Annotated in this window: 21 protein-coding genes; 18 read left to right on the top strand and 3 right to left on the bottom strand. The window is 51.1% G+C overall.

Annotated features, from left to right (window positions below; all coding sequences use genetic code 11):
* Window positions 1–55: 55 nt before the first annotated feature.
* Together CIK78_RS15660 and CIK78_RS15655 are read left to right on the top strand one after the other, a co-directional pair.
* On the top strand, window positions 56–2,503 hold the full coding sequence (locus CIK78_RS15660) for a TonB-dependent receptor (protein ID WP_096281818.1): 2,448 nt from the start codon (window positions 56–58) through the stop codon (window positions 2,501–2,503).
* A gap of 73 nt (window positions 2,504–2,576) precedes the next feature.
* Entirely contained in the window at window positions 2,577–3,557 is a 981-nt protein-coding gene (locus CIK78_RS15655; protein ID WP_096281816.1) for an ABC transporter substrate-binding protein, read from the top strand.
* A 154-nt stretch (window positions 3,558–3,711) separates the two neighbouring features.
* Here the strand turns inward: CIK78_RS15655 and ltaE are convergent, their stop codons facing one another.
* The gene (gene ltaE / locus CIK78_RS15650) at window positions 3,712–4,719 is read right to left on the bottom strand and encodes a low-specificity L-threonine aldolase (protein WP_096281814.1); all 1,008 of its coding nucleotides are present in this window, start codon (window positions 4,717–4,719) and stop codon (window positions 3,712–3,714) included.
* Between the two features lie 115 nt (window positions 4,720–4,834).
* On the opposite strand from ltaE, the gene CIK78_RS15645 reads away from it, so the two are divergent.
* The 14 genes from CIK78_RS15645 to CIK78_RS15580 all read left to right on the top strand — a co-directional run bounded on the left by CIK78_RS15645 (window position 4,835) and on the right by CIK78_RS15580 (window position 20,912).
* Window positions 4,835–6,073: an FAD-dependent oxidoreductase gene (locus tag CIK78_RS15645; protein WP_096281812.1), complete on the top strand. Its 1,239-nt coding sequence runs from the start codon at window positions 4,835–4,837 to the stop codon at window positions 6,071–6,073.
* A gap of 52 nt (window positions 6,074–6,125) precedes the next feature.
* Window positions 6,126–6,677, top strand: coding sequence for a spermidine N1-acetyltransferase (gene speG, locus CIK78_RS15640; protein ID WP_096282418.1), 552 nt, complete (start codon window positions 6,126–6,128; stop codon window positions 6,675–6,677).
* 777 nt (window positions 6,678–7,454) lie between these two features.
* Entirely contained in the window at window positions 7,455–8,267 is an 813-nt protein-coding gene (locus tag CIK78_RS15635) for an alpha/beta hydrolase (RefSeq protein ID WP_096281810.1), read from the top strand.
* Between the two features lie 34 nt (window positions 8,268–8,301).
* Window positions 8,302–9,063, top strand: coding sequence for a metallophosphoesterase (locus CIK78_RS15630; protein WP_096281808.1), 762 nt, complete (start codon window positions 8,302–8,304; stop codon window positions 9,061–9,063).
* A gap of 179 nt (window positions 9,064–9,242) precedes the next feature.
* Window positions 9,243–10,160, top strand: coding sequence for a 5-dehydro-4-deoxyglucarate dehydratase (gene kdgD, locus CIK78_RS15625; protein ID WP_096281806.1), 918 nt, complete (start codon window positions 9,243–9,245; stop codon window positions 10,158–10,160).
* A gap of 96 nt (window positions 10,161–10,256) precedes the next feature.
* The gene (locus tag CIK78_RS15620; protein ID WP_096281804.1) at window positions 10,257–11,597 is read left to right on the top strand and encodes an enolase C-terminal domain-like protein; all 1,341 of its coding nucleotides are present in this window, start codon (window positions 10,257–10,259) and stop codon (window positions 11,595–11,597) included.
* A gap of 80 nt (window positions 11,598–11,677) precedes the next feature.
* A complete protein-coding gene (locus tag CIK78_RS15615; protein WP_096281802.1) occupies window positions 11,678–12,619 on the top strand; it encodes a tripartite tricarboxylate transporter substrate binding protein in 942 nt (313 codons plus the stop codon).
* Window positions 12,620–12,738: 119 nt separating this feature from the next.
* Window positions 12,739–13,245: a tripartite tricarboxylate transporter TctB family protein gene (locus tag CIK78_RS15610; protein ID WP_096281800.1), complete on the top strand. Its 507-nt coding sequence runs from the start codon at window positions 12,739–12,741 to the stop codon at window positions 13,243–13,245.
* Window positions 13,246–13,285: 40 nt separating this feature from the next.
* A complete protein-coding gene (locus tag CIK78_RS15605) occupies window positions 13,286–14,779 on the top strand; it encodes a tripartite tricarboxylate transporter permease (RefSeq protein WP_225734320.1) in 1,494 nt (497 codons plus the stop codon).
* A 131-nt stretch (window positions 14,780–14,910) separates the two neighbouring features.
* Window positions 14,911–15,918 carry a 3-dehydro-L-gulonate 2-dehydrogenase gene (yiaK, locus tag CIK78_RS15600; RefSeq protein ID WP_096281796.1) on the top strand — a complete coding sequence of 336 codons (1,008 nt, stop codon included), beginning with the start codon at window positions 14,911–14,913 and terminating at the stop codon, window positions 15,916–15,918.
* Window positions 15,919–16,074: 156 nt separating this feature from the next.
* Window positions 16,075–17,400, top strand: coding sequence for an enolase C-terminal domain-like protein (locus CIK78_RS15595; protein ID WP_096281794.1), 1,326 nt, complete (start codon window positions 16,075–16,077; stop codon window positions 17,398–17,400).
* Window positions 17,401–17,458: 58 nt separating this feature from the next.
* A complete protein-coding gene (locus CIK78_RS15590) occupies window positions 17,459–18,196 on the top strand; it encodes a FadR/GntR family transcriptional regulator (protein WP_225734321.1) in 738 nt (245 codons plus the stop codon).
* A gap of 28 nt (window positions 18,197–18,224) precedes the next feature.
* The gene (locus CIK78_RS15585; RefSeq protein ID WP_096281792.1) at window positions 18,225–19,799 is read left to right on the top strand and encodes an aldehyde dehydrogenase (NADP(+)); all 1,575 of its coding nucleotides are present in this window, start codon (window positions 18,225–18,227) and stop codon (window positions 19,797–19,799) included.
* 99 nt (window positions 19,800–19,898) lie between these two features.
* On the top strand, window positions 19,899–20,912 hold the full coding sequence (locus CIK78_RS15580; protein ID WP_096281790.1) for an Ldh family oxidoreductase: 1,014 nt from the start codon (window positions 19,899–19,901) through the stop codon (window positions 20,910–20,912).
* Window positions 20,913–20,981: 69 nt separating this feature from the next.
* Here the strand turns inward: CIK78_RS15580 and CIK78_RS15575 are convergent, their stop codons facing one another.
* Window positions 20,982–22,370: a PLP-dependent aminotransferase family protein gene (locus CIK78_RS15575; protein ID WP_096281788.1), complete on the bottom strand. Its 1,389-nt coding sequence runs from the start codon at window positions 22,368–22,370 to the stop codon at window positions 20,982–20,984.
* Window positions 22,371–22,557: 187 nt separating this feature from the next.
* Here CIK78_RS15575 and CIK78_RS15570 point away from each other — a divergent pair, with 187 nt between their 5' ends.
* Entirely contained in the window at window positions 22,558–23,724 is a 1,167-nt protein-coding gene (locus CIK78_RS15570) for an MFS transporter (protein WP_096281786.1), read from the top strand.
* 18 nt (window positions 23,725–23,742) lie between these two features.
* Here CIK78_RS15570 and CIK78_RS15565 read toward each other — a convergent pair whose 3' ends face one another.
* Window positions 23,743–24,675 (bottom strand): cation diffusion facilitator family transporter, encoded by a 933-nt coding sequence (locus CIK78_RS15565; RefSeq protein WP_096282416.1) that lies wholly within the window; start codon window positions 24,673–24,675, stop codon window positions 23,743–23,745.
* Window positions 24,676–24,898: 223 nt separating this feature from the next.
* Here CIK78_RS15565 and CIK78_RS15560 point away from each other — a divergent pair, with 223 nt between their 5' ends.
* Window positions 24,899–25,735: an alpha/beta hydrolase gene (locus tag CIK78_RS15560; protein WP_096281784.1), complete on the top strand. Its 837-nt coding sequence runs from the start codon at window positions 24,899–24,901 to the stop codon at window positions 25,733–25,735.
* Window positions 25,736–25,765 lie beyond the last annotated feature (30 nt).

Genomic DNA, 25,765 nt, shown 5'->3' with positions numbered 1-25,765 from the left:
TGCTGGTTCGATTCCCCTATATAAGCAGCAAAAATATAACCAACAGGGAATCGATATGCCGCAACAACACACTGCGTTAAATCCATCGTCTACCGCGATCCGTCCCTTTCCACGGCGTCGCCGCGCCCTCGCGCTGGCGGTTCATCTCTCCGCCGCCGGTTTGCTAGCCACACCTCTGCTGGCGCTACCCGCCATGGCGCAAACCACCCAGCAGCAAACACGCCAATACGATATCCCCGCGGGCCCGGTCAGCACGGTGCTTAATCGCTTTGCCGCTGAATCAGGTGTTTTTATCAGCGGCGCCGGCGAACTAGGAGAAGGGCGCCAAAGCCTTGGCCTGGTGGGTCAGTACCGCGTTGGGGAAGGGCTGGAGCAGTTGTTGAATGGAACTAGACTTAAGGCTGTAAGGCAGGGAGATGGCAGTTACCGGCTGGAGGAGCTGCTAAATGACATGTCGTTGTCAACGATTGAGGTGACGGGAGAGCGTCTGCCCTTTGGTATGACTGAAAACAGTCATTCCTACACAAGTGAAAGCGCTAGCATCGGCTTGGTTTCACAGTCGGTACAGGAAACGCCTCAGTCCGTTAGTATCGTAACGCGGGAGCGGCTGGATGATCAAAATATTACTTCACTGGCTGAGGCGATGCGAAATGTCACAGGTATGACAGTGCGTGAGTACGGGCCAAATCAGTACGAACTCAAGGCCCGCGGCTATAATATTACCTCCTTCCTTATTGATGGTAGTCCTGCTCAGAGTCCAGAAAGCGCCTGGGAAAGCGCCGGATTATTTGATACAGCCCTACTTGATCGTATTGAGGTACTACGTGGACCTGCGGGCATTCTCCATGGGGCTGGTGAGCCCAGCGGTACCATCAACCTGGTGCGCAAACGTGCTTTAGCTGAAAACCAAACCTCGGTTACCCTTTCTGCCGGTACAGATGATGCTTATCGAGGGGTAGTCGACGTAACGGGCGCGCTAGATAGTGATGGGCGTGTCCGAGGCCGTTTCGTCGGTGTCTATGATGATCGAGGCTCCTTCATTGACAATGTTTATTCAGAGAACAGAGTCGGTTATGGAACCTTGGAATTCGACCTAACTCCGGATACGACATTGTCCTTGGGAGCAACCATACAAGACGAAGAGTTCCGCCCTAATTCGGGACTGCCGACCTACAGCGACGGGTCATTGCTTAATGTAAGTCGCTCTACTTATCTAGGTTCAGACTGGGAAAAACAAGTTGGCGATGCTCAGCGGTATTTCATGGAACTGGAGCATCGGTTGAACAATGGTGCTGAAATCACTTTTAAAGCTAATCATCTGAATCGAGATTCTAACCTTCAAAAGAGTGAAAGCCATTCGCCTGTTTCACCCGATACCGGTGAATTCTTGATGCGCCGAATCCATTGGGATCAAGAACGCCAGGATGAGTATCTCGAATTGCAGGCACGTACTCCCTTTGAACTGGCGGGTAACGCTCACGAAGCCGTACTCGGTGCCAGCTATTTGAATAGGGAAGTTACGCGTGAATTTGCATCTGGTAACCCGGTCACTGTTCCAGCAAGCATTTTCTCTTCAGACCATAGAACGTCAGAGCCTCCTGCTTTCGATCAAAACCCAGTCCGCTCTGATCAAGCTAGCGAGCAATATGCGATCTATAGCCAAGCTAACTTCAACCTATTCGACCCTGTTACCCTTGCGTTAGGAGGGCGTATCAGTTGGTGGGAAGCTGAGACTTCTGTCAATGCAAGAGGAGCAGTGAGCGAAAATGACGGTAGTGGAACCGAATTCATTCCTTATGCGGGCCTGATATACCAGCTCAATCCCGAGATCAATCTCTACGCCAGCTACACCGGCTTTTTTGAACCGCAGCTGACAACAGACCACAACGATAATTTTATCGACCCACGTGAAGGTAACCAAATAGAGATGGGGGTCAAAGGATCCAATCTTGAGGGGAATTTAAACTGGCATGCCGCTGTTTTTCGCATAGAAGATACCAACCGCGCCTACGCCGATCCTGTCAATCCTGGCTTCTCAATTCCTATCGGTAAAGCAAGAAGTGAGGGTTTCGAGCTGGAAGTTAGCGGCCAGTTATTGCCTCGTTGGGACCTAACCGCTGGTTATGCTTATACGCAAACAGAGTTCATGAGGGACGCTAACTCAGAAGGCCTAACGCTCTCACCGGACACGCCTGAACATAACGCCAACCTATGGTCACGCTATCGCTTTAGTGATAACCCAAATCAGGGATGGCGCATTGGTGCAGGTGTAAATGTCGTTAGTGGCATTTATGCCGGAAGTGGAGATGTTCAAACTGAACAAGGCGGCTATACCACTGTTTCAGCACTACTCGGCTATCAAGTCAATGACAATCTGGACATCTCATTGAATGGTAATAATCTAACCGATAAAGAGTACTACTCTACAGTTAGAGGAGGAAATAGGCATAACTATTATGGTGCGCCACGAAGCTTCATGCTCACCATGGATTACAGTTTCTAATATTTCATGGGTTGGGTGATATACCTACCATTCTAAAGCTTATTAACTTGGCGGAAGTTTAAAGGTTGTTGAAATGAAGAATGATGAAAACTGCCGCCAAGTAAATAACGCACAAATCACTTCTTATAAGCCTAGCAGTATATTGAGAAACAGCATGAGTAATCTCCCTCAATCACAGATAAGTAGAAAATGCGCTCTGCACGCCTTTACTTTGTGCCTTTCTTTTTTTATTGCCGTCATCAGTCATGCTTCATCTCATCCTTCTACAATAGCGCTAAGTTGGACTACTGCCGAAACACTCGTTGCTATTGGTGCTCCGCCAGAAGGCATGTCAATGATAGATAATTATCAACAATGGGGGAGTATAAGATCACTTTCGGAAGACATAGTTGAGGTTGGCGTCTCTTTTCAACCAAACCTTGAACTCATTACATCAATGCATCCAGACATCATAATGTCAGACAGTGTTTTCGTAGTATTCGATGAGAAATTATCAGATAGATTTAACACATATCGCTTCACCCTTTATCAAGAAGAAGTAGACCGTTGGAATGAACTTACAGAGTTCACAAGACAAGTAGCCACCGCTATTATGCAGCCAGATTCTGGTGAGGTTTATATAGCCGACGTTGAAAATAACATTGAACACCTAAAAAATAGAATCAGGGAATGGAACGAACCATTGCTGATTATTCGCGCTCTAGATGCCCAGCATGTGAGAGTTTATGGAGAAAACAGCCTGGTTCAAGCCGTGCTTGACCGTTTGGGTCTGTCCAACGCTTGGCAAGAACCAACAAGTCAGAAAGGATTTTCGATTGTCGGTGTAGAAGCGCTAGTCGACATTAAGGCGCGACTAGTCATCGTGGAAGGCCCGCAACTTTCCGGGAATATAGCCGATCAACTTGCCGGCCGTGGCCTATGGCAGTATGTGCCCAGCATTCGAGAAAACAATTTAATAACTGTTCCTCCATTCTGGGTATTTGGCGCTCTCCCCTCAGCCCTTCGCTTTGCCGAATCTCTTGTTGAGGCACTGGATGAATCAGCTATCCCCTAGCAGCTTCCTGTTATTTATGTGTGCTTTACGCCACAGCATATGGTGTGCTTAGTCAGCTTCTCTGAGCGGGGCGCTTACTTTATGTGGGGGTGATGTCGTGGGAACTAAGGCGGTTGTAGTGGTTTACCAGCACGCTAGCCCCACGAGATGCTATTTAGTGCTGGCTAAAGTAGGCTTTCATGACCGCAATGACCTTATCAATATCCGCATCGTTGATATCGCGATGGACAACGAAGCGCGTGGCGTAAAGCATCTCAATAAGCACGCCATGTTCTTTGAGCCAGGCGGAAAGTGGCTGGATATGGGCGTCAGGGAAGCGTGCGAATACCATGTTGGTAGCCTGGGAAGTGATTTCAACGCCGGGCAGTTTCGCTAGACCTTCCGCTAGGCGTGCGGCGCGGCGGTGGTCATGGCTGAGATCAGCTACGTGATGGTCCAACGCGTGCTGGCAAGCGGCGGCGATAATGCCTGCTTGGCGCATGCCCCCCCCGACCATTTTGCGTAAACGGCGTGCCTTATCGATTAACGCCTGTGAGCCGACCAAGGCTGAGCCTATCGGTGCTCCAAGGCCTTTTGAAAAGCATAGAGACACGCTGTCGAAGGGCTCGCAAAGCTGTTTCAGCGAGGTGTTCGTGGCGACAGCGGCATTAAACAGTCGCGCGCCGTCTAAATGTGTCGCCAGCCCGCGTTCACGCGCCAAATTCGTTGCTGCGATGATGTAATCGGCCGATAGCACTTTGCCGGCTATCGTGTTTTCCAAGGTCAGAAGTTTACTGCGTGCAAAGTGAAAATCGTCAGCTTTGATGGCAGCGCTTATTTTCTCAAGCGGCAGCGTGCCATCGGCGGCGTTCTCAATCGGCTGCGGTTGAATGCTGCCTAAGACCGCGGCACCCCCGCCTTCATAGCGATAGGTATGGGCTGACTGCCCCACGATATACTCATCGCCGCGTTCGCAGTGCGCCATTAACCCGACGAGGTTACTTTGCGTGCCGCTAGGAAATAGCAGGGCGGCCTCTGCCCCAGCCAGCTCGGCTAGAGTTGCTTGAAAGGCGTTGACTGTTGGGTCATCGCCCCACACGTCATCGCCCACCGGCGCCGCCATCATGGCCTCTTTCATAGCGGTCGTTGGGCGGGTCACCGTATCACTGCGTAAATCAATCATGCGCCTCTCCTTTTTTTGTGGTGGCAGTTACTTAGGCATGTTTTCTCAAGCACGTTTTGAAGGATGCATCTATGGTTAACAGCATACTGCAAGTCTCTCCAGCATAGGCAACCCGATGGATCTAAAAAGTGGCTATCCCTATTGGGCGATCAAAAATGGCCTGCTGACAGCGTTTCCCAAGCTTATCCACCATCATGCGTGTGACGTTGTGGTGATTGGCGGCGGTATTACCGGCGCCTTAATCGCTGATGAGCTTAGTCGACACGGCCATCACGTGGTGGTCATTGAGCAGCGTGATGTGGGGTGGGGTAGCTCTGCGGCGAGCACGGCGTTGCTACAATACGAAATAGATACGCACATGACCGATTTGGCCAAACGCTACGGAGAAGCCGATGCAGTACTCGCTTATCGCGCCTGTGCTCAAGCGATTGGCGAGATTGAAGCACTGGCGGTGGCGCTAGGCGACGTAGATTTTGAGCGCCAGAAGAGCCTCTACTATGCCAGTCACGAAGAGGATGTGGCAGCCCTCAAAGAGGAGCTGGCGCTGCGCCAAAAGCACGGATTTGATGCCACATGGCTGAACAGTGACGACATTTTAGCGGAATACGGCTTTGAAGCGCCTGGGGCTATTCTTACCCAGCTGGCAGCCAGTATTGATCCTTACCGTATGGCCTATCGGCTATTTAATGCCGTTGTCGAGCGTGGAGGGGAGGTATACGACCGCACGCAAATGGCGTCCATGTCGCCTGACGAGCAGGGCGTGACGTTAACGCTTACTAACGGGGCTACGCTGCGCTGTCAGCACTTAATTATGGCGGCGGGGTATGAGTCACAGGCCTGGCTACCTGAGAAAGTGGCGATCAATCGCAGCAGCTACGCTTTTATCACCGACCCGCTTGCACCTGAGGCGTTAGGGGCATTACGCCACACGATGGTGTGGGAGTCAGCGCGCCCGTACCTTTATATGCGTTGCACCGGTGACGGCCGCTTATTAGTAGGCGGTGATGACGACGATGAAGATATTCCTAAGCGTCGCGATGCTCGGGTTGAGGAGAAAGCCGCTGGTTTGGCGCGTAAGATAGAAGCGCTATGGCCGAGGCTTGATATGAATCCCACCTTCTCATGGGGCGGCACTTTTGCTGAAACGGAGGATGGCCTGCCTTTTTTTGGCCCTCACGAGGCGTTTGGCTCGCGCGTACACTTTGCCATGGCATATGGCGGTAATGGCATAAGCTATAGCATGATTGGCGCAACGTTGTTGCGCGCGCTTATAGAGGGTAGAGAACACCCGTTGGAAGCGCTGTTTTCGTTTCAGCGTCTGGCTAAATTAGCTGCGCGGCAAGACGACCCTTAACACAAGCTTCAAGATGCGCATGATTGAGCGATATCGATAAGGATGGAAAATGATGGGCCACGCACTTTATTTACGCGCACTGGAGCGCAACGACCTGCGTTTTGTGCATGAGCTAAATAATAACCAGAGCATTATGTCGTACTGGTTTGAAGAGCCTTACGAGTCATTTGACGAGCTAGAGGAGCTTTATAACAAGCATATTCACGACAACGCTGAACGACGATTTGTAGCAGAGGATGGCAATAGTGACGCGATTGGTTTGGTAGAGCTGATTGAGATTGACTACATCCACCGCAGCGGTGAGTTTCAAATTATCATTGCGCCCGATTATCAGGGTAAAGGCTTTGCCCGATCATTAATTCAACAGGCGCTGCACTACTCTTTCACCATCTTAAACCTACATAAGGTGTACCTGATTGTGGCGGTGGAAAACGTCAAAGCAATCCATCTTTACGAAGAGAGCGGGTTTATTGAGGAGGGAAAGCTGGTTCAAGAGTTCTTTATTAACGGAAAATATCGCGATGTAAAACGAATGTATATTCTACAAGATACCTTCCTAGCCCAGCTCGACAGTGCCGACGCTCCAGAAACTAACTGGCTATAAAAAAGCGCCTCGTTCATACGAGGCGCTGGGGGTCTGAAACAGATCTTGAGCAATTGCTTTAGCGCAGGAAATCCTTAATAGCATCAAGGGCAGCTAGCTGCTGCCTTGCGCGCTGTGCCCATACTTCCATGACATCGTCGTTTAATGTTTGAGCTTGGGCGTTTGAATATTGCATGGCGTTCACTCCTTTATTTAAAGGGACATTAGTCAGAGGTGCATGACAGAAATGCATGCAACATTTTGTTATAGAGCCTGTATTGTGCGCAGCAGCATTTTCGCTATTGGTCACGATAGTAAGGGCTTTCAGAGGCTTGTGATAGTCCAAACGGTGTAGGTAATCGGCTATTTTATGTAAGCCTGGGCTTACATAAGGTGCGTTAGCGCTATTATATCTTTGAATGGAAAAGGTTTTCATAAAATTTAAAAAGCCGGAAATTATTCCGGCTGCATGGCTTATCTTTTGGTCTTGGGGTAGCAAAAGCAGCTGAATTAACCTAAATAGGCTGTCAGTGCTTCGGCGGCGGCACGATGCCACTGGGCGTTTAAGCTCCAGAACGCTAGAACTTCACTATCGCGCGCAGGGTGTAACGTTAGAAATGTCATTTTGTGGCCCTCCTAGTGGGACAACATCTCTAGTATAGCTGTTTTTTGCTGCATCGCAGCATTTTGCGTAAGAAGCATTCCTGACAATCTAGCCGGCACACATTGGCAATCATTGGAGCCACCGCGCTGGCGTGCTATGTTCATCGTCAACTAATAAAAATCACGTAGCTGCTAATGACGAACTCAGCCTTATCCTCTTTCGAACAGCATGACCAGTGGGTCGATGTGCCCGATGGCCGCCTGTTTACGCGCACCTGGCAGCCAAGTAATACACAAATGCCTGAAAGCCCCATCGTCTTGCTGCACGACTCTTTAGGTTGCGTTGCGCTATGGCGCAGCTTTTCCGCGGCGCTATGCGTCGCCACCCAGCGTCGCGTGATTGCCTATGACCGCGTTGGTTTTGGCCTATCTGCCGCGCGTAACGATATTCTGCCGTTAAGTTTTATCGATGATGAACCCAGCCAAGGGTTTGCAGCGCTTCGCGATGCTTTGGGCGTAGAGCGTTTTATCGCGATGGGGCACAGCGTGGGTGGCTGTATGGCCGTTCAGTGTGCGGGGGCTTACGCCGATGATTGCGATGGTTTAGTCACTATTTCTGCGCAGGCCTTTAATGAACAGCGCACGCGAAGCGGCATCGTAGAAGCCCAGGCCGCATTTCAGGCACCAGAGCAGCTTGCTAAGCTAACCAAATACCACGGCGATAAAGCCCGCTGGGTGCTCAATGCCTGGACAGAAACATGGCTGAATCCAGCGTTTGAAAACTGGTCATTAGTGCCTGCGCTTGAGCGCGTCAAGTGCCCCAGCTTGATCATTCATGGGGCAAACGATGAGTATGGTTCTCGTCGGCAGCCGGAAAGCATTGTGCGCCATCTTAACGGCCCCGCACATTGCGAAATACTGGCAAATATCCATCATGTACCTCACCGTGAATGTGAAGCCGATGTGGTGAGCTTGGTAAGCCAATTTGTTGAGCAGATTTCGCGCTAAATTTCGCTCTGAGTGACGAGTAAGAGGAGAGCCAATGCGCCTGCGTATTTTGTCTGATTTACACTTGGAGTACTTTGATGGATACCGCGAATTGCCTGAGGTTGAGGCTGACGTGGTCATCCTGGCGGGCGATATTCACCGCCAGTGTGAGGGGCTTGCCTGGGCTCGCCGGAGCTTTCCAAACACACCCATTATCTACGTGCCCGGTAATCACGAGTTCTATAATACCTGCCTGCCATTGCTGCGCGAGGGGCTGGCAGAAGAAGCCGAGCGGCTCGAGATTGAGCTACTGGATAGTCGTAGCATTACGCTGAACGGCGTGCGTTTTTACGGCACCACGCTATGGACCGATTTTGCGCTTTACGCCGGTGATCCAACAAAAAATCCGGCTGATACCCTGTCTAAAGCACTACGCTATATGCCTGATTTTCGCATCGTCCAAACCGCGCCAGAGCGCATTTTTACGCCTGAAGAAAGCTGCCAGCTGCATAGTGAGGCGCGTCATTGGCTCGAAGGGGAGCTCGCACAGCCGTTTGATGGCCCCAAGGTGGTGATCAGCCATCATGCACCGCTTCACGACTGCATTCCCGGTCAATATTTAGGCGATGACCTTTCCCCTGCGTTTGCCTCTCATCTTCCTCATTTAATGGGCAAAATGGATGTATGGATTCATGGGCACGTTCATGAGCCGGTCGATATTTTGCGTAACGGCACTCGGATTCTTGCCAATCCCGGTGGTTATCCGGATGAATTCAACCCAGCGTTGTTTAGGCCAGATTGGGTCGTTAATATCTAATTATAATGATCATTGCCAGTTTTGGCCTACTACTTTGGTTTAGATTTCGCGGGTTCTGCTTGCTTCCCCAGCGTGAGGTACTTATCTTCATGGTTGTATGATGTATTACATTAGGCGTTGGGCGGCTCGATGGTACTAGCTCACCCAGGGATCAACGCATTTATAAAAGAGGGTGCAACTTGAAATTTTCAAAAGAAGCAGTAACAAATGCCATTGGCGATGGCCTGCTATCATTTCCTATTACCGATTTTGATAGCCAAGGCCGCTTTGATGAGGCGAGCTATCGTGAGCGTTTAGAGTGGTTTATCAGCCATGAAATCTCAGCCGTTTTCGTAGCTGGCGGCACGGGTGAGTTTTTTAGTCTTTCGCTTGATGAGTACCGTGAGATTGTTCGCGTTGCGGTTGAGGTCATTGATGGCCGACTGCCCGTTATTGCTAGCGCTGGGTTGAGCGTTGAAGCAAGCGTGGCGTTTGCAAAGGCGGCAGAAGAGGCGGGCGCTGATGGCATTCTCTTAATGCCTCCATACCTTACCGAGTGCCCACAGGATGGGTTGGTCGAGTATGCACGCCAAGTGTGTGACTCTACTGAGCTAAACGTGATTTATTACAATCGCGGCAACGGTATTATGACGGCTCCTTCCGTTCAGCGGCTTGCCGATCTTTGCCCCAATCTGATTGGTTTGAAAGATGGCAAAGGTGACATTCAGGCGTTAAACAAAATTATCAAAACGGTTGGCGATCGTCTGTCCTATATCGGCGGTGTTCCTACGGCTGAAATCTTTGCCGAAGCCTATCTCTCTATTGGCGTGAATACTTACTCCTCGGCGGTATTCAACTTCGTTCCTGATATGGCGGTTACCTTCTACAAGGAACTGCGTAAAGGAAATAAAGACGTTGTTAAACAAATTACCAACGACTTTTTCATTCCGTTTGTAGACCTACGTGATCAAAAATCCGGCTATGCCGTCAGCTTGATTAAAGCCGGCGCTGAAATTGTTGGCCGCCCGGCAGGTAGAGTACGTGCTCCGTTAGTTATGCCAACCAAAGACGAGTGTCAACAGCTTGAAAGGCTGATTGAGAAGGCAAAATCTCTTTAAGTGTTAGCTATTGGTCATAGCGAGTAATTGGTTTGTGCAAAAATCATCATGAGAATGATGGCAAGCGTACTAAAAACATCTAATGGAGGCATATTTATGCCGAGCCACGGTACTCCCACGATAACCGAAATGCTGGTTATCCCAGTTGCTGGTCGCGATAGCATGCTGCTCAATATCGGTGGAGCGCATTCGCCTTTTTTTACGCGCAACCTGGTTATTCTTAAGGATAACGCTGGGAACGTGGGGGTCGGTGAAGCGCCAGGTGGTGAAACGATCCAGCAGTCACTTGAACGATCTCGAGAGCGTGTGGTGGGCCAGCCAATCAGTAAGTTGCGCTCTATGATTTCCTCGCTACATAACGTGGGGCTCAGCGCTGACTCCGAGGATTTCGGTAAGGGCTCATGGACCTTCGAGCTGCGTATTAATGCGGTCGCTGCACTTGAGGCCGCACTGCTAGATCTCATGGGTAAATTTCTTGGTGTGCCGGTGGCAGAGCTTCTGGGCAATGGTAAGCAACGTGATAGCGTTGATGTGCTGGGGTATCTATTTTTCATTGGCGACGGCCATAAGACTCCATTAGATTTTCGCCGTGGTTCCGAAGGGCTAAGCCACGATTGGTACCGTCAGCGGGATGAAGTCGCGATGACGCCGCAGCGGATTGTGGAGCTAGCGCAAGCCGCTCATGATCGTTACGGTTTTAAAGACTTCAAGCTTAAGGGCGGCGCGTTACCCGGTGAGCAAGAGATTGAGGCCGTCACCGAGTTACATAATGCTTTTCCAAATGCACGTACCACTATTGATCCTAACGGCGCATGGTCACTTGATGAAGCAATTCGTTTATGTAAAGACCTGCATGGTGTGATCGCCTACGCTGAAGACCCTTGTGGTGCAGAGCAAGGATTTTCCGGGCGAGAAATTCTAGCTGAGTTCCGCCATGCGACGGGCCTGCCTGTTGCTACCAATATGGTTGCTACCAACTGGCGCGAAATGGCCCATGCGCTGATGTTACGTTCAGTTGATATCCCTCTCGCCGACCCGCATTTCTGGACTCTATCGGGGGCGGTGCGTGTTTCTCAGCTCTGCCAAGACCACGGCATGACGTGGGGGTCGCACTCGAATAATCATTTCGATATTTCACTTGCCATGTTTGCTCAAGTCGGTGCTGCGGCTGTAGGGCGCACAACCGCATTGGATACTCATTGGATATGGCAGGAAGGTGATGCGCGCCTAACCCGCAATCCGCCGGAAATCGTCGATGGCAAGATAGCTGTGACCGACGCTCCAGGGCTGGGTGTAGAGGTCGACATGAGCGAAATTGAGAAAGCCAATGCGCTTTATCGTAGCCTGCCCTCAGGTGGACGAAGCGACGCTACAGCCATGCAGTATTTGATTGATGGTTGGGCCTTCGATCCCAACCGACCGGCACTGGTTCGCTAGGCTTTCTCGCACGACCCGATGTACTGGATCCATCTAATAAACAATTGGGCTTTTCAATATCAATAAAAGGTAAACAAATAATGAAAAATTTATTGAGCACGCTAACACTCGCCATAGGTATGGTTGCCGGAGGCCAGGCACTAGCTAACGATTATCCGAATAAGAGTATCGAAGTGATCGTGCCGTTCTCAGCTGGAGGGGGTAATGACACCTTCGTTCGAGCGCTGCAGCCGCTGCTAGAAGAGCAGCTAGGTGAGACGTTGGTCATTCGTAATATTGCAGGTGGCGGCGGTGCCGTTGGTTTGTCCCGGGGTGTAGCCTCTGCTGCTGATGGCTATACGATGATGGCGGCAAGTACCGGTATGCTCTCGCTTGAAGCCATGGGTAATGTTCCTTTTACTCACGAAGATTTTGACTTTATTGCAAAAGTTGTCGAAGAGCCATATTTGCTTGCCGTTAGCAGCGAAAGCCCTTACCAAACTGTCGACAGTTTGATCGAAGCCGCTTCTTCTGGTTCAGTTCGCGTCGGTGTTTCCGGTATCGGCTCGTCAGCGCATATCACCGCTAATGCTATTGCTAACATCACTAGCTCAAATTTTAATTTGATTCCCTATCCTGGAGGCTCTGAAGCTATCTCAGCGGTAATGGGTGGTCACGTTGAGGCCGTGGTGCTTGGTGGTGCTGAACTACGTTCAGGACTTGAAGCTGGCCGCCTAAATGCTCTCGCGACAACCTATGCTGAGCGCAGTGATAATCTGCCTGACGTACCGACTTTTCAAGAGTCTGGCTATGATTTGACGATTAGCGTATGGCGCGGTCTCGTTGGGCCTCAAGGTCTGCCCGACGACGTTAAAGAACAGTGGGTTGCTGCAATTCAGCAAATCGTTGAAGACGGCTCTTATGAAGAAACCGCTAATAACCTGGGAACTGAGCTAGCTCCTCTTTATGGCGATGAACTTGATGTTTTCATCGATGAATCAGCCGCAATTATGCTGGAGGCTGCCGGAGACTTGGCAAAATAATAGCGCTCCTGCGTGCTGCCAGAATTTTTGGCAGCACGACCACTAAAACCGACTTTCATAAAAATCGTCGTTAATATAGTTGCTAGTGTCGCCACTAAGGAGTGGTTGGAGTTTTATTTATGGAACGTGATATTGGAAAGCCACTCTTCAATCTGTTTTTGATGATTACATCGGCAATTGCCTTTGTAGTCGCCTCAGGTATACCCGACTTCGAGATTGTTGGCGATCTTTCTCCTGCCTTTTTCCCTCAGCTTTTATCAGGGCTGATCTTTTTGTTAGCGCTTCCCTGTTTGGTGAAGGACGTTAACGAATGGCGGATGGCTGCAGGTGCGAGATCACAATCGGCTGGTGTTTCGCGCAAACGCAGTATTGCGCAGTGGCTATTTATTATCTTATTGCTCATTGGCTACATTGTGAGCTTTGAGCCTCTTGGCTATATCGCCAGCACTGCGCTTTTTACTTTTGTCTGCGTTGTAGGGCTCGCTTTTGTAAGTGGAGTATGGGCGTCGCTTTCGGCTATCGAGCGTGGGAAGTCGCTAATTGCCACATTGGTCTTCGCCCTCTTACTAACGCTGGGTATCTTCTATGTATTCACCGAGCTTTTTAATATCCCACTCCCCACGTGACCGGATATATCTTTCACCTGAGCTTTAGGAGGCTTTTATTATGTCCGGTTATATAGACGGCCTAGGTATGGTGTTGCAGTGGGGCACATTGCTGGCTATAGCTGGCGGCACTTTGCTCGGTATCATCATGGGATCGCTCCCCGGATTAACATCAGCGATGGCCATTGCTTTACTCTTGCCGGTAACCTTTGGTATGCCGCCTGTGGCTGGAATAGGTATGCTGCTTGGCGCGCTTTGTGGTGCCGGTGCGAGCGGATCCATTCCTGCTATTTTATTAAATATACCTGGTACTCCCTCATCGGTTGCGACTACCTTTGATGGTTTTCCAATGGCGCAGAAGGGCGAAGCAGGTCGTGCGCTTGGTTTGGCAATTGTTGCTTCGTTCTTTGGCGGCGTGGCGAGCATGGTTATTCTTAGTTTGCTGGCCCCGCCAATTGCGGAGTTTGCGCTGCGATTTGGCCCAGCCGAGTATTTTTCCCTAAGTATATTCGGCTTAGTGATTATTGCTTCAGTAGCGGGTAAATCGTTACTTAAAGGACTGATTGCCGGACTGATCGGTTTTTTCATTTCAACTATTGGCACCGATCCGATTACAGGGGTAGGGCGTTTTACCTTCGACGAACTATCGCTATTAACCGGTGTTAATTTACTCCCTGCGTTAATCGGTCTTTTTGCGATCTCTCAAGTGCTCAAAGATGCCTTTGAATATGATCCGTATGAGCGGATGAAAGAAAGTGCGCACCGAATTGATAACGCACGACCGCTCTTTGTTGAGACGCTGAAACACTGGAAGGCTCTATTGATAGGCATCGCATCTGGCTCAGTCGTTGGGCCGATACCAGGAGCGGGCGGTAGCATTGCTTCGCTAGTGGCTTATGATCAAACTCGGCGTTTCTCTAAAACTCCCGAGAAATTTGGAAAGGGCTACGCGCCAGGTGTTGTGTCGGTTGAGAGTGCTAATAACGCACTACTCGGTGGTGCGCTGATTCCTACCTTGGCCTTGGGTATCCCAGGCGAAGCTGCTACCGCCGTACTGCTAGGCGGCTTGATGATTCAAGGCATCACGCCTGGTCCGCTTCTTTTCGCTGATCAAAGCGGTACGATTTATGGCATCTTCTTGGCTTATCTTGTCGCCAACTTCTTCATGCTGTTAATCATGTGCCTGGGTATCAAGTTATTCATTCGTGTACTTATGGTTCCTAGAAAGCAGCTGCTGGCCGCGATTTTAGTGTTCTGTTTCATTGGCGTGTACGGTGTGGATGGAGACGTATTTAATCTTTATTTGATGCTGGGCTTCGGCGTTTTAGGCTATTTCCTTAATCGTTACGATTTTGGGACAGCGCCGGTCATTCTAGGACTCATTCTAGGACCTATCGCTGAATCAAATCTGCGCCGAGGGCTGCAGTCGTTCGAGGGCGATTGGACGCCATTCTTCACGCGACCTATCAGCGTTACCTTCTTAGTTATAGCCGCAGGATTATTGGCTTTGACTCTATGGCAGAACTACCGTAGCAAACATCCGCGCGCTACTTAGATACCGTCTGAAATCCTTTTCAATGTCTAAGATGGCTTGCTGCACGCTATTGATCCACAGCCGTCATGTGTGGCAATTAGGGTGCCGATGTCCACTCGCAGTAGTGGCCTTTTTTTAAGCTGGAGTAAGTTATGGCTAATGTCGATTTTGAAACGCTTCGGAATACTATTGAAAGGTCTTTATTAAAGGCAGGACTAAATCCTGATGCTGCTGCGACTTGCGCGAGAATTCATGCTGAAAGCACTCGCGACGGCGTACCTTCTCATGGCATCGGTCGGATTCCCCGGTTCATTGAATATGTCGGGCGCGGCTGGGTCGATATCGACGCTCAGCCAAGCCTTGTGCAACGAATGGGGGCGATTGAGGTACTTGATGGTGGTTTTGGAATCGGTGTGATTAACGCACTTCATGCGACAGAAAGAGCTATTGCGTTGGCACGTGAGCACGGTATGGGACTGGTCGCGCTACGCGACACAACGCACTGGATGCGTGGAGGAAGCTACGGCTGGCACGCGGTTGAGCAAGGTTTCGCTACGATTATGTGGACTAACACCGAATCCTGCATGCCTGCTTGGGGTGGGGCATCTCAGTCGATTGGCAATAACCCCCTGGTGATGGCTGTGCCGCATAGCACAGGGCCTCTTGTGTTAGATATGGCGATGTCTCAGTTTTCATACGGTAAGCTTCAGACGACTCAATTGAAGGGAGAGCAGTTAACCATCGACGGAGGTTTTGACGAGCATGGGCAGTTGAGTCGTGACCCTGCAGTGATAGCAGCCACGCGTCGTTTACTGCCAACAGGCTATTGGAAAGGCTCTGGATTAGCGGTTCTGCTTGATGCGTTGGCTGCCCTGCTATCTCAAGGGCGCCCTAGCCATGAAATTGATAACGTTCAGCGTGGTAGCGGCGGCGGAAGTAGCCAAATTTTTATGATTTTTGACCCTGAACAACTTGGTGGGCGTGACGCTTGCGATAACATTGTTGAGGGTATCCAGTCTCATCTGGCCGCTACCACGCCTGCTGAGCCGGGTAGCCCCGTACGCTGGCCAGGCGAGTCTACTTCTCGCCAGCGATACGGAGAAGAGCCGGTTGTTATCGACGACATGCTGTGGCGTTCTGTGTGTGAACTCGCGGGTTAGTAGCCAAGGACGTTTAAATTAAGAAGAGCCAGTTGTAAGCAGCTTAATCTTCGGCTGAGTATCAATAGCAGCTTCGCCTTGTTTATTCGGTACTCGTAATCTGATTCCGAAAACGATCGCTCTATTGAGGTCTATAATAAAAGGGGTGTGCGTCATATGTTTCCTAAGATTAAATCAATGAAAGTGGTTCCTGTTGCAGGATACGATGGTTTTTTACTTAATTTGAGCGGCGGGCATGCGCCCTATTTTATCCGCTGTGTGGTTATCCTCGAAGATACGGCAGGCAATAAAGGGGTGGGTGAAATTCCTTCCAGCGCAGGCATCCTGAGTGGGCTAGCCAAGTGCCGTGTGTTAGTGGAAGGCTCACCTATCAATAATGTTAAGCAAACGCTTAATCAAGTACGTCTGATGCTCGCTAAAAATGGGCGTGAAGAGCGAGGCCGTCAAACCTTCGACTTACGGGTTGCGGTGCATGTTATTACCGGTATCGAGTCTGCCCTGTTGGATCTCTATGGCCAGGCGCTCCAGCTGCCCGTGGCAGATTTGCTTGGCCAGTATGGGCGCCAGCGTGACCAAGTCGATGTGCTAGGCTATCTATTCTTGTTAGGCGACCCCGGTAAGACAGACTTACCCTATATTCAGGCAAAGAATCCCCAAGACCGTTGGGATGAAATACGCTACCAGGAAGCGCTGACGCCAGATGCCGTTGTCGATTTAGCCAAAGCAGCCTATGAACGCTACGGCTTTAAAGATTTCAAACTAAAGGGCGGGGTGTTAAGCGGTGAAGACGAAGCCGATTGCATCCGCGCTTTGCACGACGCCTTCCCTGATGCGCGTCTGACGCTTGACCCTAACGGCGCTTGGAAGCTTGATGACGCGGTTCGAATTCTAGAGCCGATTAAGCACTTGCTGAGCTATGCAGAAGACCCCTGTGGCCAGGAAGAAAGCTATTCGGGACGCGAAACCATGGCCGAGTTTAAAAAGCGTACTGGTTTAGCAACGGCCACCAACATGATCGCGACTGATTTCAAGCAGCTCCAATACGCCGTTCAATTGAATGCAGTGGATATCCCTTTGGCGGATTGTCACTTTTGGACGATGCAAGGTGCTGTCAAAGTTGGCGAACTGTGCCACGAGTGGGGCATGACGTGGGGGTCACATAGTAACAACCACTTTGATATTTCATTAGCGATGATGACGCACGTTGCCGCGGCTTGCCCTGGTGACATTACGGCGATTGATACTCACTGGATTTGGCAAGATGGCCAGCGTATTACTAAAGCCCCCTTACGTATTAGCGATGGCAAGTTAACGGTTCCAACGACGCCCGGGCTAGGCGTTGTGCTCGATGAAGATAGACTCCAGGCGGCGCACAACCTTTACAATTCGTTAGGTGCCACACAGAGAAATGATTCAATGGCGATGCAGTTTCTGATTCCTGGATGGGAGTTTGATCCTAAACGGCCAGCATTAATGCGCTAGCGATGTATTTAACTAAACCTGTTGCTACATCAGGTTTGCATTATTAAAGGTGTCTAATATGCCGTCGGATAACATGCATTTAAGTTTTCATAAAATTGCTAAACAGGGAAGCTTGTCCGTGCACGTGGCCGATCAATTGGAAGCTTTGATCACTCAAGGCAAGGTCAGCGTGGGGGAAAAGCTACCTACAGAGAACAGCCTTTGCGATTCCTTTGGGGTGAGTCGCACCGTCATCCGTGAGGCAATTACCCATCTTAAATCCCTGGGGCTGGTAGCAACACGACGTGGCGTAGGTACCACGGTGCTGCGTTCTTCTAGTTTAGAAGCACGGCCTGCTGAGCGTATCAATCCGACTACGGTGGAAGATATTTTACATCTTCTGGAGCTGCGTTTGACGCTAGAGCCCGCAGCAGCTGAGCTGGCAGCTTTGCGCCATGATGATGAAGACCGTCAGCGATTAGAGACCCAACATTTAGCATTTAGCAATGCATTTGCCCAGAAAAGCCAGGCGCGGGAAGAGGATTATCTTTTTCACTTTGCCATCGCAACGGCAACTAAAAACCCTTTTTTCCAATCTTTTTACAAGCAGTGGAGCCAGAGCGTGATTCCGCGCGCCAAGCTGCTGAGTACCGATATTAACCCGATTTCTTCCGAACGTTACTTGGAAAGGGTTCAAGAAGAGCACTCGTACATTATTGAAGCCATTCTTTCCCGCGATGCCCAAGCCGCCCGTGAAACGATGTTTCAGCACCTTAACCGGGCGCGCAACATGTACGCAAAATATCGCGACCAGTGATATCACTGAACCATATGAGGAGCAACGTATGACGATTCAAGGCGAAATGCTAATTGGCCAAAAATCAGTAACCGGTACACAGGCCAATATCCAAGCGGTAAACCCCGCAACCGGCGAATCCTTAGAGCCAGTATATGCAGGCGGCAGTCGAGCACACGTTGAGCAAGCTTGCGAGCTGGCCGAAGCAGCGTATAACACCTATCGAGAAACATCGCTTGAAGAGCGCGCTACGTTTCTTGAAACGATCGCTAGTGAAATTGAAGCTATTGGCAGCGAATTAATTGAGCGTGCGATGGCGGAATCTGGGCTTCCTCAGGCGCGTCTTGAGGGTGAGCGTGGCAGAACCTGCGGCCAACTACGTTTATTCGCCTCCGTTGTACGTGCAGGAGAGTGGTTGGATGTTCGTATTGATCCTGCCATGCCAGATCGCCAGCCGCTTCCGCGCGCTGACTTGCGCCAGCGCCATATAGCACTAGGCCCAGTGGCTGTGTTTGGGGCCAGCAACTTCCCGCTTGCATTTTCGGTTGCCGGTGGCGACACGGCGTCTGCATTAGCCGCGGGCTGCCCAGTGGTCGTAAAAGGTCACTCTGCGCACCCAGGTACCTCTGAGCTGGTGGGGCGGGCGATTCAAAAAGCCGTTAAAGCTTGTGGCTTGCCTGAAGGTGTCTTTTCATTGCTGTTCGGCTCCGGTCGAGAAATCGGTCAGGCGCTGGTCGACGATCCGCGCATTCAAGCGGTGGGTTTCACCGGTTCACGCAGTGGCGGTACGGCGCTAATGAAAACCGCTCAGGCGCGGCCGCAGCCGATTCCGGTTTATGCCGAGATGAGCAGCATTAACCCTGTGTTCTTATTGCCCGCGGCGCTGAAATCGCGTGGCAAGGCGCTAGGCGAAGCCTTTATTGGTTCGCTCAACATGGGCGCTGGCCAGTTCTGTACTAGCCCCGGCCTCGTCATCGCGGTGAAAGGCCCTGAGTTGGACGCCTTCATTGACGCTGCGAAAGGCGCAGTAGAAGCCAGCGGTCCACAGACCATGCTCACTCCAGGCATCCATAGCGCTTATCAAGAGGGTGTTGCTAGCTGGAGCAGTGCGGATAAAGTGCGTGAAGTTGCTCGCGGTAAAACAGGTGGTGATTACCAATGCCAGACAGCCCTTTTTGCCGCTTCAGCGAACGACTTTCTTGCTTCAGAAGCGCTGCAGGCTGAAGTGTTTGGTGCCAGCTCTTTAGTGATCGAATGCGCTGATGACGCCGAAGTAAAACGTGTGGCTGAACAGCTTGAAGGTCAGCTAACCGCTACGCTACACATGGATGACGCAGACCTGGATGCTGCCAAAGCACTGCTACCTACGCTTGAGCGCAAGGCTGGCCGTATTCTTGCCAATGCCTGGCCCACTGGCGTTGAAGTGTGCCATGCCATGGTACACGGCGGTCCGTTCCCGGCAACGTCTGATTCCCGCACTACGTCAGTAGGCACGGCGGCTATCCACCGTTTCCTACGCCCCGTTTGCTATCAGTCATTGCCAGCAGGCCTGCTACCCGAGGCGCTGAAAGATGGTAATCCTCTGAGTACTACACGCTTAGTTGACGGTAAGCGCGAACTGTAAAAACGCTCGAACGCTAGGCGAATAGAAAGCAGGTACTCGGTACCTGCTTTTTTATTGCGTAATAGAAATGCCAATAAAGATAATTAGTTAGGTGATGCTATGAGTGATGATATTACGATTTCTCTGCAGGAAGCCGAAACGCTGAGTAAAAAGGTGCTCATTAAAAACGGCTTCAGTCAGGCCCATGCCGATGCGATTACCAAAAGCGTCTTGGCGGCACAGCGTGATGAGTGCCACTCGCATGGCTTATATCGGCTGATTGGGTGTGTCCAAACTGCCTTAAATGGTGGTGTTGATACCGATGCTGAACCAAGCATTACGGATCAGGCGGCGAGCGTTGTTAAGGTCAATGCGAATAAGGGTTGCTCACTGCTATCGTTTGAGCTTGGTAAGCCTATGCTGATAGAAAAAGCTAAAGCGAATGGGATTGCGGCTCTCGCGATTAATAATAGCTTTCATTTTTCGGCGCTGTGGTCTGAGGTTGAAGCGCTTTCTGCAGAAGGGCTGGTGGCGCTAGCAATGACGCCAAGTCACGCGTTTGTAGCGCCGGCAGGCGGCACTTTGCCTCTTTTGGGTACCAATCCCATCGCGTTTTCCTGGCCGCGCCCTGATGGAACGCCCTATACGTTTGATTTTGCCACCAGCGTGGTCGCTCGCGGTGAGATAGAGCTTCATCGGCGCGCGGGTAAGTCGATTCCCCACGGGTGGGCGATCAATGATGAAGGCAAAGCCACTACCGATCCGGTGGCTGCACTAGCGGGTGCCATGCTGCCCTTTGGAAGCTATAAAGGGTCTGCGCTTTCTACTATGGTGGAGCTGTTAGCCGGCCCGCTAATCGGTGACTTGCTTGGCCACGAAACCCAAGCGGCGAATGCCGAGAAAACCGGCAAGCCCTTTCATGGTGAGCTGATTATTGCGATGTCACCTGAGGCTTTTCTCGGCAGCCAGGCCGAAAGCCATCTCAAACATGCCGAAGTTCTTTTCGACAGTATTCTTGGCCAAGGCGCACGCTTGCCTTCACAGCGGCGCTTTGAAGCTCGGGAAAGAAGTCATGCTAATGGCGTCACGTTCCCCAAAGCGCTGTATGACGAACTCAATGCATTAGCGAGTTAATTGCTTCGCTAGCCGGTGAGGTGACGGCGCTAATAGTCTGTTGTGCAAGACTCGCTTAGCAGAATGCTGTTAGCTCACCGCTTCAATAAACGCTTTTGCCCTTGGGTCCTGCATATAAGCAACGTTAAGGCGTAGCCACGGTGTGGGCTGGTGATCAGCAAAGAATAAATGCCCCGGCGATAGCGTGATTTCCCACTGCTTAGCCAGTTCAGACACCCTCTCGGGCGAGATGTCAGAGGGTGGCCTCGCCCAAATAAACATTCCTCCCGCGGGCTCGGTATAAATCTCCCAGCCCGCTTTTTTGAGCATCGTGAGTGCCATCGCCATTTGATTGGATAGCTTCGTTCTTAGCCGTTCGGTGAGCTTTCGGTAGCTACCGTTTTGCAGCATGATAATGACGACCTGTTCGGCAAAGCGTGATGCAGAGATGCTGGTCAACATCTTGATATCGACCAAGCGCTGTACCAGCGTTGGCGGGGTGGCGATAAAGCCTACGCGTAACGAAGAAGAAAGACTTTTTGAAAAGCTGCCAAGGTAGAAAACCCGGTTTAAACCGTCTAACGCTGCTAAGCGCGAGGTGGGTGTATGCTGGAAATCTGCGTAGATATCGTCTTCGATAATTTGAAAATCGTGCTGTTCCGCCAGCTGTAATACCCGATGCGCAATGGCGGGCGTTAGGGTGCTGCCGGTAGGGTTATGAAAAACGCTGTTGATGTAGAAAAGCTTAGGGCGATGCTCGGCTAATAATTGCTCTAAACGCTCGATATCGGGCCCGTCGGCAAGGCGAGGCACGCCTATGACGCGAATGCGCTGTAAGTGCAGTAGGCCAAACAGATTATAATAGCCTGGCGACTCTACAAACATCACGTCACCGGGCTCCAAAAGCATCCTTATTATCAGGTCGAGCGAGTGGCTACCTCCGCCGGTCATCACGATTTGCTGTGCGTCCACACCCACGGCGAGCATACGCAAACGCTCTTGAATCAACTCGCGCAGTGCTAAGGGCCCTTGAGGCGTACTGTATTCGAAAATTCCTGCGCGACTGCTGCGTGCTACGTGGCGAATAGCATGGGTTAGGTCGTCTCCTTCTCGCCAATGGCTGGGCAGCCAGCCACAGCCTAACTTGAGCGTGTGCTCATTGGCATTGAAAAGCCCCCACAAGCCGTTTGTGACCTCTTCCAATGCGCCATTAATGGATGGCTGTGAGACTAGCGATGCAGTGCTATCCGCGACATAAAATCCTGAACCACGTCGGGAACACACCAATCCCGCTGCAACCAAACGTTCATAGGCTTCGATTACCGCATTACGGCTAATGTCATGCGTGGCCGCTAAACGGCGAATAGAAGGTAAACGACGGCCACCTCCCGAACCCTGCGTTTCAATCCAATCTCGAATGCTCGCTTCGACCTGCTGCGCAATGGGCGTACCGCCATGCCGATTGATGGATAGTTCCATGAGTGGTCCTGTGGCTTTCAACGGTTCTTAGAAACGGTTCTTAAAAACAATTCTTAGAAACGGTTATTTAAACTGTTCTTTAAAAGAGTGGAACAGTGCTTGGATAATGGTGCTTAAGTGTACCTTATCCAGCGTTGGTGAAAATGCGAGCTTAGCGGTTCACAAAATGATCCGTTAGGAACCGCTCATGAAACGATGTAACGCCATCCGCTTGGCGTTTGCGCTGTGTATGATAACTGCCGGGGTTAATTTACAGGCTCCCCTTTATGACGCGCTAGCGGCTCGCAATGGCTTGGGCGTAGGGGCTACGACCATCGCCTTTGCTTGTTACGTGGCGGGCATTGTGCCGGTATTGCTCGGTTTGAACGGTTTGGCAGGCCGAGTGGGGCGCAAGCCATTAATCGTAATTGCCTTGCTGCTAAGCCTGCTCGCAACCGCTATTACTCTGATGGCGCCTAGTTTATTAGGGTTGGGCATTGCTCGCTTTTTACTGGGTGTCGGAATGGGGCTAACGTCAGCGGTAGCGCCCGCTTACATGCAAATGCTTTTTGAAGATCAAAAGAGCGATACCACTAACAGTGCCACGAACGATGCCACGAACGATGCCACGAGCTACGTAACGGCCAGTACGGCGCTTGGGTTTGGGTTGGGAGCTGCCGTTACCAGCCTGTTTATCTTCCATGCGCCCAGCGTATCGCCGCCAAGCCTATGGCTTTACCTGGCGGCGGCCTCGCTGGCGTTGCTGATGATTATCACACTCGATGATTACGCGCCAAATTCGGTTAACAACGCCATGTTGCGCCTTCCAAGCTATCCGCCGGGAACATTGGCGTATGGGCTAGCGATTTTACTAGCCTGGGCAACGGTGGGGTTGGTGATCGCGATACTGCCATCGACATTGCAGAAACACGGCTTATCGGCGTGGAGTGGGTTTGCCATCTTTGGCATTTGCAGCTGCGGCGTGCTTTTTCAACCTTGGGCGAGAAAACTGGCACCCCGTACCGCAACCGTATTGGGGCTGGTTATTCTACCGCTGGCCTATAGCTTGATTGCTTGGGGTGCGATTCAAGGTTATCTCTTCGTAGTGCTGCTCGGCACGGTTGCCGCTAGCAGCGCATGCTATGGATTTATTTATCTCGGGGGATTAAGCGGCGTATTAGAAATTGCCGGTATGTTGTCTACTCAAGCGAGCGCGGGCTATTTTCTGATGGCTTATATGGGTTTCAGTATTCCCGTGATAAGTACGGGAATACTGATTGATGCGGTGGGCCATACGCTCGCGTTAACGCTGTTTGGGCTCGCATTGGTTGGCGGAGTCGTCGTCACCATTGGTTTGTTGCGAAGGGCGCAGTAGTTAGTGCGTCATCGGTACTTAAACGTCCGTTTTGACCAATAGCCCACAAGAGGGTGCAGCCCAGCGGGTATCGGCAGTAAACACGACATCGCATACCACCGGCGCGTAATAACGGCGTACTTCGTTATCAATACGGCCGCGCAGTTCGTCTTGGCTTGCGATTGAAACATCAGCTGTTTCGGGCAGCACTACGTGCACCATGACATACAGCATGCGGCCGGGGCGAACCATGCGCACGCGCACCTCTACGGTATCAATGTCAACGAGGCCACGCGCTACGGCTTGGCGTACAGGCTCTGCGATAGCTTCTTCAGGCGTTTTGTTGAGTAATTCTCTTAATGCTTGGGAAGCCATACGTACCGGCACACCTAAGCACAGAATAACGACGGCAATCACCAACACTGAATCCACATAGGGCAGCACGGTGTACCAGCCCATCTGCTCAAAAAGCACCACGAGGCAAAACGCCATCAAGATCGCGGCAGAGATTAAGCTATTCACCATCCAGTTGAGCTTATCGGCGCTAACCAGCGGGCTATTAACATGACGCTGGCTGCGATGCATCACCCAGGCGGTTAGCGAGCAGGCGGCGGTGGCAAAGAGCGCATACAGGACGGCGATTCCCGCCGATATTTCACGCCCACCGGTAAGTAGCGCAGCGACAGCATCCACCAAGGCAAAAATAGAAACGCCTAAAATCAGCAGCCCTTTGCATAGATTTACCAGCGACTCAAAATAGTTATACCCGAACGGATAGGATTCACTATCGGGACGACTCGCCAGCTTGCTTACCTTAATCGTCACCAGTGCTATGCTGAAATAGATAAGGTTGAACAACCCATCCAACAAGATCGCCTGAGAGTTAGACGCCAGCGTGGCGGTAATGCCAGCACAGCCGATCAGTAGTGCCATAAAGGCAGAGAACGCTAACGTACTTGATTCTGTCTTCACGAACTTTTTTGCTCCAATGCACACAGAGATAATAGAGTCGGTAAGCATAGCAACTTTGCTAGATACATACCGAATGCTTGTTAGCGCAGAGGCGGTGCATGCTCAATCTTCAATATGCGGCCTCACATTAACGGTCAAGCCGGATCGTAAGTTCTAACATAAGTTCTCACATCTGATGATGTGTTTGTTTGATTCACTTGACGCCCAATAGGAGAGTTAAACGATGCCAATGCTGAGCGTAGGAACGGAGAAAGGCACGCCGGTAGAGCTTTACTACGAAGTTCGCGGAGCGGGTAAGCCCGTTGTGCTCATCCACGGATGGCCGTTAAGCGGCCGTTCCTGGGAAAAGCAGGTTCCTGCGCTGGTGGAGGCGGGCTATAAAGTGATCACCTATGATCGTCGAGGTTTTGGCAAGTCTACTCAGCCCGACGGTGGTTACGACTACAACACACTAGCGTCAGATCTAAAGAAGCTTATCGAGATCCTTGATCTGAATGATGTCTCCTTGGTGGGCTTTTCAATGGGCGGCGGCGAAGTGGCACGCTATCTCTCCTGCTATGGCACAGGGCGTGTCAGTAAAGCGATATTTGCATCGGCGGTGCCGCCTTATTTGTATAAGTCAGACGACAACCCGGACGGTGGACTGGACGATGCCACGATCAACCAGTTTTTAGACGGAGTAACCGGTGATCGTCTCGCGTTTCTAGACGGGTTTACCAAAGACTTTTTTACCGCGGGTGAGCGTAGCGATTTAGTCAGTGAGCCTAACCGTCTTTATCACCGCGATATTGCTGCCTTTGCCTCACCGCAAGCGACTTACGACTGCATCAAAGCGTTCAGCTATACCGATTTCCGTAAGGACTTGCCGAGTATTGATATCCCCACGCTAGTGCTGCACGGCGATTCAGACGGCATCGTGCCATTGGAGGTCAGCGGTAAGCGGGCGCAAGAGATGTTGCCTAATGCCACGCTAGAAGTCATCAAAGGCGGGCCCCACGGCGTCAATGCTACCCATCCGAAGGAGTTTAATCAGGCGCTGATTACGTTTCTGAATAGCTAAGTTGGTGCTTTATAGGCGCCTACACAGCCA

This window comes from Halomonas sp. JB37 (assembly GCF_002332255.1).
GTDB classification, from domain to species: Bacteria; Pseudomonadota; Gammaproteobacteria; order Pseudomonadales; family Halomonadaceae; genus Vreelandella; species Vreelandella casei.
Note: the sequence above shows the minus strand (reverse complement) of the source record. Positions and strands in the feature narration are given on the sequence as shown.

Bases quoted from the DNA above. Each gene is read 5' to 3' on its own strand.
- CIK78_RS15620 (WP_096281804.1), top strand. From the start codon at position 10,257: ATGCCGAGCCACGGTACTCCCACGATAACCGAAATGCTGGTTATCCCA.
- CIK78_RS15585 (WP_096281792.1), top strand. From the start codon at position 18,225: ATGACGATTCAAGGCGAAATGCTAATTGGCCAAAAATCAGTAACCGGT.
- CIK78_RS15635 (WP_096281810.1), top strand. From the start codon at position 7,455: ATGACGAACTCAGCCTTATCCTCTTTCGAACAGCATGACCAGTGGGTC.
- CIK78_RS15575 (WP_096281788.1), bottom strand. From the start codon at position 22,370: ATGGAACTATCCATCAATCGGCATGGCGGTACGCCCATTGCGCAGCAG.
- CIK78_RS15590 (WP_225734321.1), top strand. From the start codon at position 17,459: ATGCCGTCGGATAACATGCATTTAAGTTTTCATAAAATTGCTAAACAG.
- yiaK (WP_096281796.1), top strand. From the start codon at position 14,911: ATGGCTAATGTCGATTTTGAAACGCTTCGGAATACTATTGAAAGGTCT.
- CIK78_RS15630 (WP_096281808.1), top strand. From the start codon at position 8,302: ATGCGCCTGCGTATTTTGTCTGATTTACACTTGGAGTACTTTGATGGA.
- ltaE (WP_096281814.1), bottom strand. From the start codon at position 4,719: ATGATTGATTTACGCAGTGATACGGTGACCCGCCCAACGACCGCTATG.
- CIK78_RS15660 (WP_096281818.1), top strand. From the start codon at position 56: ATGCCGCAACAACACACTGCGTTAAATCCATCGTCTACCGCGATCCGT.
- CIK78_RS15615 (WP_096281802.1), top strand. From the start codon at position 11,678: ATGAAAAATTTATTGAGCACGCTAACACTCGCCATAGGTATGGTTGCC.
- speG (WP_096282418.1), top strand. From the start codon at position 6,126: ATGGGCCACGCACTTTATTTACGCGCACTGGAGCGCAACGACCTGCGT.
- CIK78_RS15610 (WP_096281800.1), top strand. From the start codon at position 12,739: ATGGAACGTGATATTGGAAAGCCACTCTTCAATCTGTTTTTGATGATT.
- CIK78_RS15655 (WP_096281816.1), top strand. From the start codon at position 2,577: ATGAAGAATGATGAAAACTGCCGCCAAGTAAATAACGCACAAATCACT.
- CIK78_RS15580 (WP_096281790.1), top strand. From the start codon at position 19,899: ATGAGTGATGATATTACGATTTCTCTGCAGGAAGCCGAAACGCTGAGT.
- CIK78_RS15595 (WP_096281794.1), top strand. From the start codon at position 16,075: ATGTTTCCTAAGATTAAATCAATGAAAGTGGTTCCTGTTGCAGGATAC.
- CIK78_RS15570 (WP_096281786.1), top strand. From the start codon at position 22,558: ATGAAACGATGTAACGCCATCCGCTTGGCGTTTGCGCTGTGTATGATA.
- CIK78_RS15560 (WP_096281784.1), top strand. From the start codon at position 24,899: ATGCCAATGCTGAGCGTAGGAACGGAGAAAGGCACGCCGGTAGAGCTT.
- CIK78_RS15645 (WP_096281812.1), top strand. From the start codon at position 4,835: ATGGATCTAAAAAGTGGCTATCCCTATTGGGCGATCAAAAATGGCCTG.
- CIK78_RS15605 (WP_225734320.1), top strand. From the start codon at position 13,286: ATGTCCGGTTATATAGACGGCCTAGGTATGGTGTTGCAGTGGGGCACA.